The 16,488-nt window shown below is 71.6% G+C and carries 12 protein-coding genes and 1 pseudogene; 6 read left to right on the top strand and 7 right to left on the bottom strand.

The annotated features are described in order from the left end of the window. Positions 1–234: 234 nt before the first annotated feature. From ACIRPX_RS33475 to ACIRPX_RS33465, 3 genes are read right to left on the bottom strand one after another with little or no spacing between them, the layout of a single operon-like run. Positions 235–2,523, bottom strand: coding sequence for a glycoside hydrolase family 3 N-terminal domain-containing protein (locus tag ACIRPX_RS33475; RefSeq protein WP_404202299.1), 2,289 nt, complete (start codon positions 2,521–2,523; stop codon positions 235–237). Continuing rightward, positions 2,520–4,454, bottom strand: coding sequence for a cellulase family glycosylhydrolase (locus tag ACIRPX_RS33470; protein WP_404202298.1), 1,935 nt, complete (start codon positions 4,452–4,454; stop codon positions 2,520–2,522). Before ACIRPX_RS33470 ends, ACIRPX_RS33475 begins: the two co-directional genes overlap by 4 nt. 55 nt (positions 4,455–4,509) lie before the next feature. Next, positions 4,510–5,553 (bottom strand): LacI family DNA-binding transcriptional regulator, encoded by a 1,044-nt coding sequence (locus ACIRPX_RS33465; RefSeq protein ID WP_404202296.1) that lies wholly within the window; start codon positions 5,551–5,553, stop codon positions 4,510–4,512. Positions 5,554–5,732: 179 nt separating this feature from the next. Between ACIRPX_RS33465 and ACIRPX_RS33460 the strand changes: the two genes are divergently transcribed. Further along, entirely contained in the window at positions 5,733–6,953 is a 1,221-nt protein-coding gene (locus ACIRPX_RS33460) for an RNA-guided endonuclease InsQ/TnpB family protein (RefSeq protein WP_404202294.1), read from the top strand. 62 nt (positions 6,954–7,015) lie between these two features. Here the strand turns inward: ACIRPX_RS33460 and ACIRPX_RS33455 are convergent, their stop codons facing one another. Genes ACIRPX_RS33455 through ACIRPX_RS33445 form a run of 3 tightly spaced genes read right to left on the bottom strand, consistent with a single transcriptional unit; the run spans position 7,016 to position 10,138 of the window. After that, positions 7,016–7,843: a carbohydrate ABC transporter permease gene (locus ACIRPX_RS33455; protein WP_404202292.1), complete on the bottom strand. Its 828-nt coding sequence runs from the start codon at positions 7,841–7,843 to the stop codon at positions 7,016–7,018. 14 nt (positions 7,844–7,857) lie between these two features. Further along, a complete protein-coding gene (locus ACIRPX_RS33450; RefSeq protein ID WP_404202290.1) occupies positions 7,858–8,799 on the bottom strand; it encodes a carbohydrate ABC transporter permease in 942 nt (313 codons plus the stop codon). A 49-nt stretch (positions 8,800–8,848) separates the two neighbouring features. After that, a complete protein-coding gene (locus ACIRPX_RS33445) occupies positions 8,849–10,138 on the bottom strand; it encodes an ABC transporter substrate-binding protein (RefSeq protein ID WP_404202288.1) in 1,290 nt (429 codons plus the stop codon). A gap of 986 nt (positions 10,139–11,124) precedes the next feature. Between ACIRPX_RS33445 and ACIRPX_RS33440 the strand changes: the two genes are divergently transcribed. Genes ACIRPX_RS33440 through ACIRPX_RS33430 form a run of 3 tightly spaced genes read left to right on the top strand, consistent with a single transcriptional unit; the run spans position 11,125 to position 13,543 of the window. After that, positions 11,125–11,667 (top strand): hypothetical protein, encoded by a 543-nt coding sequence (locus ACIRPX_RS33440; RefSeq protein WP_404202287.1) that lies wholly within the window; start codon positions 11,125–11,127, stop codon positions 11,665–11,667. 2 nt (positions 11,668–11,669) lie between these two features. Next, the gene (locus ACIRPX_RS33435; RefSeq protein ID WP_404202285.1) at positions 11,670–12,881 is read left to right on the top strand and encodes a sensor histidine kinase; all 1,212 of its coding nucleotides are present in this window, start codon (positions 11,670–11,672) and stop codon (positions 12,879–12,881) included. After that, positions 12,878–13,543, top strand: a complete 666-nt coding sequence (locus ACIRPX_RS33430; RefSeq protein WP_404202283.1) for a response regulator — start codon at positions 12,878–12,880, stop codon at positions 13,541–13,543. The genes ACIRPX_RS33435 and ACIRPX_RS33430 overlap by 4 nt, the downstream gene beginning before the upstream one ends. Before the next feature lie 217 nt (positions 13,544–13,760). On the opposite strand, the gene ACIRPX_RS33425 is transcribed toward ACIRPX_RS33430, so the two are convergent. Continuing rightward, positions 13,761–14,282: a peptidoglycan-binding protein gene (locus ACIRPX_RS33425; RefSeq protein ID WP_404202281.1), complete on the bottom strand. Its 522-nt coding sequence runs from the start codon at positions 14,280–14,282 to the stop codon at positions 13,761–13,763. Between the two features lie 237 nt (positions 14,283–14,519). On the opposite strand from ACIRPX_RS33425, the gene ACIRPX_RS33420 reads away from it, so the two are divergent. After that, complete coding sequence (locus ACIRPX_RS33420; protein ID WP_404202279.1) at positions 14,520–15,671, top strand: sensor histidine kinase; 1,152 nt, start codon at positions 14,520–14,522, stop codon at positions 15,669–15,671. Next, positions 15,668–16,344: pseudogene (locus ACIRPX_RS33415) on the top strand (response regulator). The gene ACIRPX_RS33420 and the pseudogene ACIRPX_RS33415 overlap by 4 nt, the downstream one beginning before the upstream one ends. Positions 16,345–16,488: the final 144 nt, after the last annotated feature.

Below are 16,488 nucleotides of genomic sequence, written 5' to 3'. Positions count from 1 at the left end.
GCCCCCCCCCCCCCCCCCCCCGGGCCCCCCCGCGGCCCCCCCCACCCCCCCGGGGGGGCCCCCCCCCGGGGGGGGCCCCCCCCGGGCCCCCGCCGCGGGCCCCCCCCCCCGCCGGACTCGGCGAACCGGTCACGAGGGAAGGACTCGTGGCCGGACCGCGGCGGCGGGACGGTCGCCGTGCGGCGCGCACGCCTCCGCCACCAGGAGGCGGCCGCCGCGGTCGCCGTCGAGCCGTCAGCCCATCCCCCCAGGGGAAGCCGTGATCTCCAGCCGGGCCCCCTGAGTCCGGTCCGACGCCGGGCCCGTCTCCACCTCGACCTCCCCGGGCTCGACCGCGAGGCAGAGATCCCGGTCCACGCAGGCCAGCGTGTCGCGGTCGATCGCGAACACCGCCTCCGCCTCGGCCCCGGGAGCGATGTCGAGGCGGACGAAGCCGCGCAGTTCACGGACGCGCGGCCAGGACGTGCCGCCCGACAGACGCCGGACGTACAGCTGGACCGTCTCGTGGGCCGCCCGTACCCCGGTGTTGCGGACGGTTACCCGGCACGTCAGATCCGGTGCGGTGCAGTCGATCTGACGAACCGACAGGCGCGGCGGCCCGTACACGACCCTCGTGTACGACAGCCCGTGGCCGAACGCGTGGCGCGGCAGGGCGCTCTGGTCGACGTAGCCGCGGTAACGGTGGTCCTTCCCGTTGTAGAAGACGGGAAGCTGGGCGGCGGAGCGGGGCACGGACACCGGAAGCCGGCCGCGGGGCTCGCAGGTGCCGAACAGCACGTCGGCCACCGCCCTCCCGCCCCGCGGCCCCGGATACCACGCACTCACCACCGCCGACGCGGTGGCACTCAGGTCGGGCAGGGCGTGCGGGCGGCCCTGGACGAGGACCACGACGACGGGAGTGCCGGTCGCCGACACCGCCTCCAGCAGCGCGAGTTGGGCGGCGGGCAGGGCCACGTCCGCCAGGTCGACGCCCTCCCCGCAGGTCATCCCGGACGGCGTGCCGGAACCGGTCACAGCCGCCCCGTTGGCGTCGAACACGGTGTCCTCGGAACGGGCGCTGGAGCCGCCCAGCACCAGCACGGCCACATCCGACCCGGCCGCGAGCGCGGCGGCCTCGGGCACACCCGAGACGTCGTCTCCCACCAGATCGCAGCCCCGGGCGTACCCGACCTCGGTGCCCGGCGAGGCCGCCGCACGGATGCCCTGGAGCACGGTGACGCCGCTGCCGGGCCGCTGGGGTGCCGTGTAGTCGCCGAGCTGCTGCGCCAGGGAGTCGGCGTTCGGGCCGAGGACCGCGATCCGCCCGGCCTGCGGGGACAGCGGCAGGACGGCGCCGTCGTGCGAGAGCAGCGTCACGCACGCGCGGGCGATACGCTCGCCCAGGTCACCGGCACGCTCCCCACCGCGTCCGGGCGCCGTGGCCGCCGGCAGGGGCTGCTCGAACAGGCCGAGGCGGAACTTCAACGTCAGTACCCGCGCCACCGCCGCGTCCAGCGCCTGCTCGCGGACCAGCCCACGGTCCACCGCCTCACCCAGCGTCGGGAAACAGGCGTCCCACAGACTCAGGTCGCACCCGGCGTCCAGGGCCAGGGCCCCGGCCGACACCGGGTCACCCGTCAGCCGCACCAGGCGGTCCACGGCGGTGCCGTCCGCCATGACGACGCCGTCGAACTCCCAGCGCTCGCGCAGTATTTCGGTGAGCAGGTACGTGCTGGCGACGCACGGCAGCCCGTCGAACTCGTTGTAGGCGGCCATCACCCCGGCCGCCCCCGCCGCCACGCCCGCCCGCGCCGCCGCCAGGTGGATCTCGTGCAGTTCGCGGACCCCGAGCTCGGTCGCGGCGCTGTTGCGCCCGCCGACCGTGGCACCCTGGCCGGCGAAATGCTTGAGCACCACGCCCACGCCGGCCCGCCGCGCACCCTCGACCAGGGCCTCGGTGAGCCGGGCCGCGAGATACGGGTCCTCCCCGAAGCACTCCTCGGCCCGTCCCCAGCGGGGATCGCGCACCAGGTCGAGGGCGGACACCAACGCCAGGTGCGCACCCCGGCACCGCAGTTCGGCACCGACGGCCGCGGCCGCCTCGGCGTACAGCTCCGGATCCCAGGCGGCCCCCACCGCCAGGTTCACCGGGAGCACGGTCCCGTCCAGGGCCTGGAGGCCGTGCGGCATCTCCTCCACCAGCAGCACCGGAATGCCGAGCCGGGTGTTCTCCCGGACATACCGCTGCACTGCGGCGGCCGTCCGTGCGCCCTCCCGTGCGTCCAGGCCGTCCGCGAACCCGACGCCGGACCAGGCGTCCGCCCGCTGCAGCCCGTACAGCGCCCCCATCCCGTCGAAGGCGGCGACCTCCTCGCGGAACGCGTCCGAGAGGCGATGACCGTCCGGCGTCCGCTCGTAGGCGTCCCAGCCGTACATACGCTGGTTGACCTGGCCGACCTTCTCCGCGCGCGTCATACGGCCCAGCAGGTCCCGGACGCGGTCCGCCACCGGGACGGACGGGTCACGGTAGCGGGGGAGCGTCATCGCAGCTCCAGCACCGCGACGCCGTACGCGTCCAGCTCCACGTCCCCGACACGCTCGCCGCCCTCCAGCGCGTGCAGGGTGCCCTCGGTCGACGGGCGGACCGTGAGAGGATCCGCGCTCTGGCTGACCAGCCACACGAAACGCCGCCCGTCGGCATGGACCAGGACGTCCGCCGAGACGTGCGGGTCGGCGACCGTGACGGACCGCCGAACGCCCGCCACCTCCGCCAGCGCCGCGTAGAGGCGATGCGTGGCATCCGGGTTGGCACGCGGAGTACGCGCCGCCATGTGCTCCAGCGGATAGGTGGCCAGCACCGTGCGCCCCGACCCGGTCTCGCGCACGATCAGGGCCGGCCGCCCGTGCGCGTCCACGGCCACCACGCGGCCCGCACGAGGCACCACGGGCAGATACGCACGGCTGTCCTCGTTCCCGGCGACCGGCAGCCGCAGCACCTCGCCCGCCCGCAGCCCGCCGAAGTCCTCGGTGAACGTCATCTCCAGCACGTCGTCCTCGATCGGCTCGGCCACGCCGTACGACAACTGCAGCTCCACACCGAACAGCCCGTCCAGGTCGTCGAACCAGGGACCACGCGTGGCCGGATGCTCACCCGAGCAGAACGACAGATACACCGTCGCCCCCGCGTCGGCCCGCCGCGCCAGCTCACGGCGGCCCCGGGTGGTCAACTGGCGCGTCGCCGGCAGCAGGTACAGCGCCGCCGCCCCGGGCAGCCCGTCGGCCTCACGGGTCACACCCACCGGCAGATCCGCGGCGCGCGCGGTGACGTAACCCTGGTGCAGGGACGTGAAGATGAGAGGCCGGTCGGCGGGACGGCTGTAGGGGTAGCCGCGTTCCAGGAAGGCGGGCACCACCAGGGCGGCGTCGGCGTCCGCACGGGCACAGCGGCCGAAGTCGACGGCCTTCAACACATCGGCGAAGGCGGCCAGTTCGCGCAGCGGCTCCTTCGGCGCACCGGAAGAGTCCGTGATCCCGAAGTGCATCTCGAAGGGGTGATGGTCGTAGGGAGCCCGGTCCCACAGCTCGTCGTAGTCCGTGTTGTTCCAGGCGATCCAGCCCGTGGCCCCGCCCAGCAGCGAGTTGTGCAGCGTCTGCCGGTAGAACACGCCCGCGTTGGCCGCCGAGACGGTGTCCGTGGACAGGCCGAACTCCTCCAGCACCACCGGCTGCCCGGTCACCGCGGCCAGCTCGCACTCGAAGGCCGCACGGTAGTGCTGGCGCGGCCGGTCCGTGTCGGAACGGTAGACGTGCGGCCCCACGAAGTCGACGTACTCGGCCGTCTCCCGCAGCGAGAAGCCGTTGTCCCGGCCGGTCACCTCGATGCCCCACGCCCCGTCACCCAGGGAGACCGGCTGGGTCGCACCCGCCGCCCGCACCGCGTTGCACATGGCCTGCGCCCACGCCGTTACCACGTCCGAGGACGGCGGATCCACCTGGTAGACACGCCCGTATCCGGGCATCTCATTGCTGATCAGCCAACCCGTGACCGCCGGATGGTCCTTGAACCGGCGGGCCATGCGGCTGACGAACCAGGCCTGCCGGCCCACCATCCACACGTCCTCGTACAGGTCCCGGCCACCGCGCCAGACCGGATCCCAGTTCTCCCCGGACATGTGCCCGACGATGAACGTGGGCACCGTCCCCATGCCCGCCTCCCGGTGCGCGTCGAGGAAGTCCTCGAACCGCTCGCACAACTCCTCGTCCACCCGGTGCGGTTCCGGGTGGAAGTCGGGCCAGTAGAAGAAGGACCGGGTCATGGTCAGACCGTGCTCGCCCAGCACCTGGAGCTCTGCACGGACGATCTTCGGGTCGTAGTTCCGCCACATCAGCGGACCGCCGGTGCGTGACCAGAAGTTGGCGCCGAGCCAGGGCAGGACGTCGGGCTGGTGGGTGAGCTGGGCGCTGTGGCGTCGCATGGTCCTTCTCAAGGGGGGTTCGGATACGGGTGGTGCGTCGTGGTGGTGGCAGGGGTCAGCCCGGGGCCGGCCCGGTGGACTCGCGTACGACCAGCCGCGGGCGTCCGGTGAGAGCGGGCCCCTCGACGTCCTCGCCGCACAGGGCGAGCAGCATGCGCGCGGCCGCCGCGCCGACCTGCTGCACCTGCTGGTCGACCGAGGTGAGCCGGGGATGCAGCCAACTGCCCAGCGGCAGGTTGTCGTAGCCGACGACCGACACGTCCCGGGGGACACGCATCCCCGCGCGCTGCGCGGTGCCGATGCCGCAGACGGCCATGGAGTCGTTGGCGTAGACGATCGCGGTGGGACGGTCCTCGGCATGGAGGAGGGCCTCGGTGGCGCCGACCGCCCGCCGCTCGCTGAAGTCGGTGTGCAGGACGGCGAACGGCCGCAGCCCGGCTCCGCGCAGGGCGTCCTCGAAGGCGGCCAGGCGCACCCGGGTGTGCTGGAGTTCCGGCGGTCCGGCGACGTAGGCGACACGCCGGTGGCCGAGAGCGAGCAGATGTTCCACGGCCTCCGTGACCCCCGCCCCCTGCTCGCGCAGTCCGACCCGCGGGACGACGGCCGTGCCGTCCGGCGAACCGAGCAGCACCGCCGGCAGACCGAGCCGCGCCAGCAGGGCCGGCCGGGCGTCGTCGTCACGGGCGTCGGTGAGCACGGCGCCGTCCACCCGGCCCTCGGCCGCGAGGCGTTCGTACAGCGCGTTCTCCTCGGGCGGTCCGGTCACCAGGTGCAGCAGCAGGCCGTAGCCGCGGGGCGCGAGTTCGCCCTCTATGCCGGTGATCAGCTCGCTGAAGTGGGGGTCGGACCCCAGCACGTCGGTGGGGCGCCGCACCACCAGGGCCAGGCTGCGGGTACGGGCGTTGCGCAGGGCCGCGGCCGGAGCGCTGGGGGACCAGCCGAGTTCCAGCGCGGCATCCAGGATGCGCCGGCGGGTCGTCTCGGAGAGCCGCCCCTTGTGGTTGAAGGCCTGGGACACCGCCGCGGTCGACACACCCGCCGCCGCGGCGACCGCCTTGATGGTGGGGCGGCGGCCGGACCGCTCGGTGGGGGCGCTCACCGGGTCTCTCCAAGGATGCCTCGGCCTTTGGGCCAGGAAGGCATCGAACAACTCCGGAGGGGGGTAGTCGCGGCCGGATCGTCGGCAGGGCGATCCGGTGGGGTCTCAGCGACAGCGTGCGGCAGCCCGCGATGATCACGAGTATTCAACTGTCCGTCCTTCCAGGTAGGTTCGGGTGCATGACGGTGGAAGCGAAGACGGAGGACGCGGGTCCCGCCCGCTACACTTTCCGGCTGCGTGTTTCCGCCGGCGCCCGCAGGGCGTTGGACGCGGAGTGGGCGCGCTGTCGCTGGATCTGGAACGAGTGTGTCGCCAAGTCCAAAGCCGCCCATCTCAACATCAATTCGGACGGCGAGAAGGCGACGTGTGGTGCGGCCGAGCTCGACAAGATGCTGACCAGGGCGCGTAAGACGACGTCGTGGTTGGCACAGGGCGCCAGTGTTCCGCAACAGCAGGTGATCCGCGACTTCGCCAAGTCCCGTGCAAAAGCGCTCAAGGACATCAGGAACGGGCTTGCGCAGCACCGTAGGGCGGGTATGCCGCGCTGGAAGCGCAAGCGGGACGCCCGGCCGTCGTTGAACTACACGCGGCGCGGCTTCCGTGTCAAAGACGGGCGACTGCACCTGGCCGGGAACATCGCGCTGACCGTGGTGTGGTCGCGGGACCTTCCCGCCGACCCGTCGAGCGTGCGTGTCTACCAAGACAGTCTTGCGCACTGGTACGCCTCGTTCGTTGTGCCCGCCCAGGTTGAGCCGCTGGCCGAAACGGGTGCGGTGATCGGAGTGGACTGGGGTGTGCGAGAGATCGCCACCACCACATCTGACGCACATGATCTCCCACACGCCGAGCACGGCAAGCAGGCCGCGCAGCGCCTCGCTCGATACCAGCGGATGATGGCCCGACGCCGAAGTCCCAAGGGGCGGCCCGCTTCGAAGGGCTACCGGGCGGCGCGGAGGCAGGCCGCGAAGGTGCACAAGAAGGTGGCCCGGCAGCGTGAGGACACCGCTCGCAAGTGGGCGAAGTCCGTGGTGCGTGATCACGACGCGGTAGCGATGGAGGACTTTCGACCGAAGTTTCTCGCGAGAACGACCATGGCCCGCAAGGCCGCCGATGCTGCCATCAGCGTTACCAAGAAGGCGCTGATCGAGATGGGCCGTAAGCACAGACGGGACGTCCGCCTGGTGCCTCCCGCGTACACCACAATGGACTGTGCGCAGTGCGGAGCGAGAACCAAGCACGCACTACCTCTTTCCGAGCGAATCTATGCCTGCGCTGCGTGCGGAGCCAAATCCCCCCGGGACAAGAACTCCGCCCATGTCATGCTGGTCCGGGCTGGTCTGGCCCCGGACGGTGCCGAAGGCGTAAGACCACCTGGACCGCTGGTTCGCGTGGCAGTCTGAGCCGTGAATCCCCATTCGGCTGGGAAGGACGAGCACCCTCGTGTCCTTCGAAGGGGGAGCAGTCAAATCTTCACCGCCCCGTTGACCAGGGCCTGTTGCATGCGCTTCTGGAGGAGGGTGTAGACCACCCACACCGGGACCAGGGTCAGGATGGTGCCCGCCGTGAGCACGCCGTAGTCCGTGCCCGTGATCGACTTCAGTGTGGGCAGCGCGACCTGGACCGTGCGCTGCGACGGGTCGGGGCCGATGATGACCAGGGAGTACAGGTACTCGTTCCAGAAGGTCAGGAAGTTGAGCAGCAGGACGGTGGCGATGCCCGGCAGGCACATCGGGGTGTAGACGTGGCGCAGTACCGCGAAGGTGGACGCGCCGTCCAGGCGGGCGGCCTCCTCCATCTCCGCGGGGATGGTCCGCATGAACTGCACCAGGATCACGACCGACAGGGGCAGCGCCGTCGCCGGCAGGAACAGCACCATGAACGTCCGCGTGTGGAACAGGCCGGTGGCCGCCGCGAGGAGGAAGGTGGGGAACAGCGCGGCGAAGGTGGGGATCAGGAACCCCAGCGAGAAGACCCTTTCGACCAGCGCCGCCAGGCGTCCGGTCGAGCGGGCGAGGGCGAACGCGGCCGGTATGGCCAGCAGCAGCGTGAGCGCCAGCGAGAAGACCGTCACCAGCCCGGAGTTGACGACCGCGAGTCCCAGATCGGCGCTGTCGAAGGCGGTCCTGAAGTTGTGCAGGCCGAGGGAGCCGGGCGGGGCGAAGGGATGGGCGAAGATCTCGTCGTTGGTCTTGAACGCCGAGGCCAGGAAGTAGTAGAGGGGGATGACGAGCAGGACCGCGTACGTCCACACCAGGATGTGGGCGGGGAGCCAGCGTTTGCCGAGCCTCATGAGGGCTGCTCCGATCAGTAGGTCTGGCGGAAGACGCGGCGGATCGCGAGGAGGCCGACGAGTCCGACGAGGAAGAGGAAGACGCCGACGGTCTGGCTGTAGCCCAGGTCGGCGGCGATGAACGCCTTCTGGTAGACGAGGAACGACAGCGTGGTGGAGGACGTGCCCGGACCGCCCTGCGTCAGCAGCAGCACGTTCTGCGCGGAGCCGAACAGCGTCCACAGGAACTGAAGCATCGTCATCACGCCGACATAGTCGCGGATCACCGGGAAGTGCACGCGCCACATGGTCCGCCAGTGCCCCGCACCGTCCAGTTCGGCGGCCTCGCCGAGTTCGTCCGGCACGCTGTTCAGGCGCGCGGCGAACAGGACGGCCGTGAAGCCGATGCCGCTCCAGACGTCGAGGGCGATCAGGCAGGCCAGCGCCGTGGACGGCGAGGCCAGCCAGGCGTCGGTGAGGGAGCCCAGACCGACCCCCTGCAGCGCCCCGTTGACCAGGCCGTCGGGGGACAGGGCCGCGTAGAAGACCATGGCCTTCGCCGGTGTCGAGATCAGTCCCGGGATGAACAGCAGGTAGCGGAGGACCCGGTGGCCGGGCGGGCGCCGGGCGACGTAGTAGCCGAGCATGTACGAGCACACGATCATCAGGGGCAGTGCGACGGCGAGTTGGACGGCCGTGTTGCGCCCCGCGTCCCAGAACACCGGGTCGTCCAGGACGGTGCGGGCGTTGCCGAGGCCGGCGAAGGACACCGGTTGCAGCATGCCGGGCCAGTGCAGGGCGGCGATCACGAAGATGGCGAGCAGCGGCCCGACCATGAAGACCAGGTACCACGCCAGGGCGGGTACGGCGAGGACGGTGCCCCCCTGCCGGGGCGTGCGCGGTGCCGCGGAGCGGGGGGATGGCGGGACGGAGCGGCGGGCCGCGGTGCCGTCCGGCGTCGTCGTCAGCGTCGTCATGCGGTGACTCCCGGAGTTCGGGTCGGCGGAGGGGAGGATGGCCGGCGGCTCATGCGGACCGGTACGCGGACTCGAGGACGGAGCGGACCTTGGCCGCACTCGTGCCCCTGGTGAAGGAGGTGCTGGTCGCCGTGATCAGCGGCTGCGTGGCGGCGGGTGGGACGTACACGTCGGGCAGCAGGACCTCGCTCACGTCGGAACCGAGGCGCTGGGAGGCCGCCACGAGCGGGAAGCCGGTGCTGACGGTGTTCGTGCGCAGCGCCATGTCGCGGCCGCTCTCCGTGATGAAGCGGGACACGGTGTCGGGCCGGTACATGAAGCGCAGGAACTTCTCGACGTGCTCGATCTTGCGGACGCCGTTGGGGCTGATCCAGAACCCGATGAGGGTGAAGGCCCGGATGATGGTGGGATGGTCGTGTGCCGCTCCGTCGGCCAGGGGCCAGCCGCCCACCTCGGTGTGGCGTGCCACGTCCTCGGGGACCTTTGCCAGGGCGGAGGACATCGCCGACTGGATTGCGGCGGCCTGGGTGTTGAACTGCGTGTTCATCGTGTCGGACGTCAGGCCCTGGGCCTTGTCCGCGAACACCCCGGCGTCGCGCAGGGTGGTGAAGTACTCGATGCCCTCGCGTGCGCCCCGGCTGCCGAAATCCCCGGTGGAGTAGACGTGCCGGGCCTCGTCCTGGGACAGGAACGTCTGGATGATCTGCGCCAGCAGCTTCTGGCCGGTCCAGTCGTTGCCGCCGACGGTGACGGGCGCGATGCCTTTGGCGCGGAGCTTGCGGGCCGCGGCGATGAGGCCGTCTCCCGTGGTGAGGATCTCGTCGACGCCCGCCTTGTCGAGCAGGGCGCGGTTGAAGGCGACCGGCCAGTTGGTGGCGAAGTAGGGGAAGGCGCGCAGTCTGCCCTTGGCGTCGGTCCACGCGGACAGCGCGGCGGGCAGGACGCGGTCGCGCAGTTCCCAGCGGTCGAGGTAGGGCTTGACGTCGACGGTGGCGTCGACGTCCGTCCAGGCCAGCGTCTTGTCGTAGAGGTTGACCATGACGACGTCGGCTTCCTTGCGGGCCAGCCGGGACGTCTCGTAGACCTGGCCGAGGTCGTCGCCGTTGATGAGGTTCTTGACCTCGAGCCCGGGGTTCTCCTTGCGGAAGCGGTCCAGGGCCGACAGGTAGGTGGGGGAGCCCGGCGCGGTGGTGCCGAGCTGGGTGTGGACGACGAGGGTGTCGGGATCGGAGTCCGCCGCTGCCAGTGACGAGCAGCCGGACAGGGCGGGCAGGGCGGCGGCCGCAGCCAGACCGGTACCGGCGGCGAGCAGGTCGCGCCGGGTCAGCGATGAGCGCACAGCGGGGGTCTCCAACCAAGCGGTTAACGATTGGTTAATCGATGTACCTCGTGAGGTGGGAGGACCCTAGGGAGTGCCGGGGCTGAGGTCAAGGGGGTGGCGGCGGCGTCCTGGGGGCGACGGCGGAGCCGTGCGGGGCGGCGTCTCACGGGCAGTGACGAGGCACTGGGGGCGGGTGGGCATCGCCGTGAGCAGCAGGCGCGCCGCCCGGCCGGAGAGTCCCTGCTACGGCCGGGCGGCGCGCGGAGGGCCACCGCTCGGAACCCTCGCCGGTAATCCGAGGCTGTTGCCCGGGTGGATTGGTGCGGGCGCGGCATTCACCCGTTGGGCGGGGACGGCGGGGACGGCGGGGACGCGTGGGCGGTGTGACGGGGGGCCGCGCGGGCGGCTTCGCGGCCGCTTCTGCTTCTGCTTCTGCTTCTGCTGGGAATTCGGCTGGGGCTGGGGCTGGGGTGCGGGTGCCCGAACGGGGGCTGGGGTACGGATGCGGATGCGGGTGCCCGTGCCCGTGCCCGTGCCCGTGCCGTGCCCGTGCCGTGCCGTGCCGGGGCGAGGGCCGGTGCCCGTCCCTGGTCCCGGGCCGGCGTGCTCCTGGGCGAGTGGCGGGGCGAGGGACAGGCGTCGTACGACGCGGCGGAGCCCACCCGTCAGGCGTCACGACTCACGGCGCGTTGCGACTCGGGTGGCCGCGCCTGAGGCGGTCCCCGCCTTGGCTCGCGCGGCCAGTCCCCGGTGCCAGGTGCACTCCGGCGCGCCGCCCCTTCTGAGGGAGGTACCCGGTGCGGACCACGTAGGGCACGGCCCGGGCAGGCCGAGGAGATCTTCCCGCGCGGTCTCGTGTGCGCTCGGCGGGTGGTGGCTCCAGGGAATCGCACGGCTGAGCGGGCGGGCCGCCGGTGGGTGCAGAAGGATCGCCCGCTGATCTCCACCTGTACCTCCACCCATGGGTCCAGGTGTGAGAGACCCGGCGTCAGCACGATGGACACATGACCACGACCGACTGGATCACCGACATCGCCCTCGTCCTCATCGTCTTCCGGCAGCTGCGGGAAGCCCGACTGGACCTCAAGTCCTACCTGATCCCGCTGGGGATCGTGACCTTCGTGGCCTCGCACTACCTGCACAGCGTGCCCACCGCGGGCAACGACCTCGTGCTGATCGGCACCCTGGTCGCCGCCGGGGCGGCGCTCGGGATCGCCGGCGGCATCTTCACCAGGATCCGCGCGGCGGGCGAACACCTCCTGATCAAGGCGGGCGCCGTCTCCGCCTTCCTGTGGGTGCTCGGCATGGGTGCGCGGATGGTCTTCCAGGTCTGGGTCGACCACAGCGGCGCCGACGACGTGGCGCGCTTCAGCGTCACCCACCAGATCACCACCGGCGACGCCTGGGTGGCCGCGTTCGTGCTCATGGCGCTCACCGAGGTGGTCACCCGCCTGGCCACGATCTTCATACGGAGCCGCAGGGTCGTCCGCGAGGAGCGACTGCCCGCAGGCCCGCGCCCCGTGGCCGCGTTCGACCGTACGGTCTGACCGTGGGCTATGGTCACGCCGTGCCCGCATCCGAGAGTGTCACCACCCTCGGGCCGGCCCCGGAAACGGGGTCCGGCCCGAAGGGCGTGCCGCGCCAGGACCCCCGTCTGCACTGGGCCATCACCCTGGGCGTCATCGCCATCACCTTCGCGACCGTCCGGCCGCTGGGAGTGCAGGGCCGCGGGCTGGCGGTGGTCGCGCTGCTCGTGGTCAATTCCGTCGCCCTGATGGCCCGGCATCTGTCCGAGTCGCGGCTCCCGCCGCGCGCCGCCCTCGTCTGGCTCACCGTCGGCGTCGTGGCCGCCGCCACCCTGATCGGCATCGGCCGCACCGGCCCCATCTACCTGTTCGCGTACTTCCTGGTCGGCCACATCGGCTACCGGCTCCCGCTCAAGCAGGCCCTCTCCCTCGCGGCCTTGTGCAGCCTGGTGTGCGGGGCCGTCCTGTACTTCCGTATCGGTCCCGGTCATGAGCAGCTCGCCTGGACACTCGGCCTGACCACCGGCATTCCGGTCGTGGCGGGAATCCTCAGCCGCAGCAGGCAGCGCGCGGTGGAGGCGATGGTCCGGTCCGCCGAGGCCGCCGAACGGGCCGCGCGCGCGGAGGCCCAGGCCGCCGTGCTCACCGAGCGCAGCCGTATCGCCAGGGACGTCCACGACGTACTGGCCCACTCGCTGGCCGGTATCAACATGCAACTGGAACTGGCGGACGCCCTGATCGACGCCGGAGACCTGGACCGGGTCCGCGAGGCGAACAACAAGGCCCACAACATGGTCAGAGAGAGCCTGAAGCAGGCCCAGTGGACCGTGCACGCGCTGCGCGAGGACGCCCTTCCGCTGGTCGAGAGCCTGACGGCCATGGCCGAGTCCTCGGGCCACCGCGAGGTCCTCACGGTCACCGGGACGGTGCGTGGACTGCCCGCGCGGGTCACCCAGAACCTGCTGCGGATCGCGCAGGAGGCGCTGACCAACGCGGCCCGGCACGCTCCGGGCGGCGGCGTCCGGGTGGAGCTGACGTTCGAGGACGCGTCGACGGCGCTGAGGGTCCGCAACACGCCCGCGACCCGTGAGGTGACCGGGGCAGTCGGCAGCGGAATGGGCCTGATAGGAATGCGCGAACGGGTCGCCCTCCTGGGCGGCACACTCACCGCGGGTCCGGTCACCGAGGGACCGGACGCGGGCGGCTGGCAGGTGGAGGCATTGATCCCGGGATGAGCGAACCGACCGAGAGACCACAGCAGTTGAAGGTGATCGTCGCCGACGACCAGGCGGCGGTCCGTGAGCCCCTCGCCGCCGTGCTCGCCATGTCCGACGACATCGAGGTCACCGCCGCCGCGGCCGACGGGAGCGAGGTCCTGGCCGCCGTCGCCGCCGCACCGGTGGACGTCGTCCTCATGGACCTGCGCATGCCCGTGATGGACGGCATCGAGACGACCCGTCGGCTGAGCGAGGATCATCCGGACACCGCCGTGGTCGTGCTCACCACCTTCGCCGACGACGACTCGATCCTGGCCGCCCTGAGCGCGGGCGCCCGCGGCTATCTGACGAAGAACGCGGGACGCCAGGACATCCTCCGCGCGATCCGGGCCGCCGCCGCGGGACAGTCCGTCCTCGACCGCGAGGTCCAGGACCGCCTGCTGGCCACCGTCCGCACCCGCCCGCCGACGCCCGGACAGGCATTGCCCGCAGACCTCACGCCCCGCGAACGCGAAGTGCTCACCCTCATCGGCCGGGGCCTGCCGAACCGGGCCATCGCCCAGCAGCTCTTCATCAGCGAGGCCACGGTCAAGACACACATCAACAACCTGTTCGCCAAGGCCGACATCCGCGACCGCGCCGACGCGGTCCGCCGCGCCCTCGCGGCGGGCCTGACCTGAGGACGAACGTCCTTGTCACGGCCGTCGGCAAGCAGCCACGACCGCCCACGGCGAAGCCGAACCGGCCGTACAGGGCCATGACCCCCGTCCACCACGTCCGGACCGACGACACCCATGCGTCGGGGCTCGGCGTGGTGGCATGACGGTGGCCCGTCCTCCCCTGAACAGGACGGGCCACCATCGGCTTCTCCGTACCGGCCGCACAGCCGCCGCAGGGTCAGCGGCAGGCGTTGAACGTGGCGTTGTTGTACCAGAGCGTCTTGAGGTCGTTGCCCAGGTACATGGCCCAGCGGCCGTTGTCGGCGCGCTTGAAGGTCACGTAGCGCCCGCCCATGCCCGTGTACTTGATCTGGTGGCTCGAACCGGCGCTGCCGCTGAGGAAGTCGGACGCCCGGCCGAAGGTGTTCCTGCCGACCTTGCCGTCGGCGCCGCCCCTGACGTGGAACGTCGTCTGCCACTTCTTGGTGGCCGCGGCCGTGGCCGGCCCGAACCGGCAGTCGATCCCGCTGTACGAGAGCTTCTTGTCGGCCCACAGGATGGCCTGCCACATCGCGGCCACGTTGCTGTGGGCGTGGTGCGAGGCATCCACGTACTCGTCGTTCCAGTCGTCCCGGAAGTTCCCCTTCCCATGAACCACCCCTCCGCTCGGGCTCGCCAGGGCCGGTGACGCCCCGAGTGTGATCCCGCCGCCGAGCGTGACGGCAACCGCCATCGTGATGGCCTTCGTACGCAATGACATGTCAGTCCCTTCCGGCCACGCGCCGGGTCCCCCGCAGGCAAGTGGCCTCCGGTGCCGGTGGTCGGCCGGCTCCGGTGAGCTGCTGCACCACGAACCTACGGACAGGCCCGGGCCCCGTCGTCCCGTCCCGGTTTGATGTTCGGGCACACCTTGCGCCGTACCCGAAGGGGTGCTGCAACTTCCGCGGTACCGCGGCAGGTTGACGTTCCCCCGCCGCCCCGCGGTTACGCTGCGGCGATGCGGATACGTCCCCTCGCCGCCGACGCACTCATCGCCGCGGCGCAGACCAGCGTGGCCGTGCTGCTCGGACAGGAGGCGGTGAAGCAGGGCTGGCCGCCGCTCGACCTGGCGGGCTACGTACTGGTGGGGCTGGTCAATCTGCCGCTGATCGCGCGCGGCAAGGCGCCCGTCGCGATCTGTCTTCTCGTCCACCTCGTCTGGGCCGGGTATGTCGCGGCGGGCTACTGGCCCGTGGTGAACTCCTTCGGGCCGATGCTCGCGGTCTACACCGTGGCAACACTGCGTCCGCTCCGGGTTGCTGCCGGCTGCGCGGCGTTGATGGCCACGGTGTGGATCTGCGCCGGTCTGGTCAGCCCGCAGCCGAACATGGGCTCCGTCGTGGCGCAGGCCGTCGGCTTCTCGCTCGTCCTGCTCCGGTTCGGCACGGTCGCCCGTCGCTCGGCCGAGCTGGCCCGGGAACTCAGGCGTGAACAGGATGCGCGGGCCAAACGCGAGGTGGCCGAAGAGCGCGGCCGGATCGCACGCGAGCTGCACGACGTGGTCGCCCACCACATGTCGGTCGTTTCGGTGCAGGCGGGCCTGGCCCGGTTCGTCCTCACCTCCGACCCGGCCACGGCGCGCGTCGCGCTCGACACCATCGGGGGCACCAGCGCCGAGGCGCTGGAGGAACTGCGCCGCATGCTGCGGGTGCTGCGATCGTGTGACGACGAGGCGCCGGACGCCCCCATGCCCGGCCTGGCCAGAATCGGCGAGATGATCGAGCGCGTCAGAGCCGGTGGGGCCGAGGTCGAGCTGCTCACCGAGGGCGCGGCCCGGCCGCTCGCGCCGGGCGTCGAACTGTGCGCCTACCGTGTGGTCCAAGAAGCCCTCACCAATGTCCTCAAACATGCGCCGGGCGCCAAGGCGGTCGTCCAACTCCGTTATGGGCAACACCACTTGACCGTTTCGGTCATCAACGGGGGAGCGGGGGCGAATTCGGCCAGAGTTCCCTCCGGCAGCGGTCACGGCTTGATTGGCATGCGGGAGCGGGCCAAGCTCTACGGCGGGACGATCAGTATCGGTCCGCTGAGCGAGGGAGGGTTCGCCGTGCGCCTTACGCTGCCGACCTCGGCGCGGGCCGCGACGCGGGGGAACGACGCCACGGGATGACCAGAGTCCTGGTTGCCGACGACCAGTTGCTGATCCGGGCCGGACTCGTCGGCCTGCTGCGTGCGGCGCCCGGCGTCGAGGTGGTGGGCGAGGCCGGTGACGGCGCGGAGGCCGTGGCACTGGCGGCCGAGACCCGCCCCGACGTCGTCCTGATGGACATCCGGATGCCGGGGATGAGCGGCATCGTCGCCACCCGCGAGATCCTGGCCGCCGCCTGCGAACCACCGCCGCGCATCCTGATGCTGACCACGTTCGACCTCGACGAGTACGTGTACGGGGCCTCCGGGCGGGCGCTTCCGGCTTCCTGCTCAAGGACGCGAGCCCCGAGCGGCTGCTGGCGGCCGTCGCGGCGGTCGGCGGGGGAGACGCCCTGTTCGCGCCGAGCGTCACGCGACGCCTGGTGGAGGCGTTCGCCCGGCGGGCCGGCGAGCGCGGGTCGGCTCCACCGCCTCCCGAGCTCGGCGCCTTGACGACGCGTGAGGTCGAGGTGCTGCGGCTGATCGCGGGCGGCCTGTCCAACGCGGACATCGCCGGCCGGCTCTACATCAGCGAGGCCACGGTGAAGACCCACCTCAACCGCACCATGTCCAAACTCGACCTGGACAGCCGGGCGCAGGCCGTGGTGGTGGCGTACGAGACGGGCCTGGTGACGCCCGGAACGGGCCGCGTCTGAGCAGGCGGGCAGCGGCGGCTCCTTCGGCGACTGTCACGGCAACCGTGTGTAGGGCGACAAACTAGGGGAGGCCGGTCACGTCGGTGGCGGAGTAGTGGCGAACGGCCGGCGGCGCACCGATCCGACAGGGAGAGGGAGTTCACC

Origin of the sequence: Streptomyces sp. NPDC101225 (assembly GCF_044767585.1) — a bacterium.
Lineage (GTDB): Bacteria > Actinomycetota > Actinomycetes > Streptomycetales > Streptomycetaceae > Streptomyces.
This window is presented reverse-complemented; position numbering and strand designations above follow the sequence as displayed.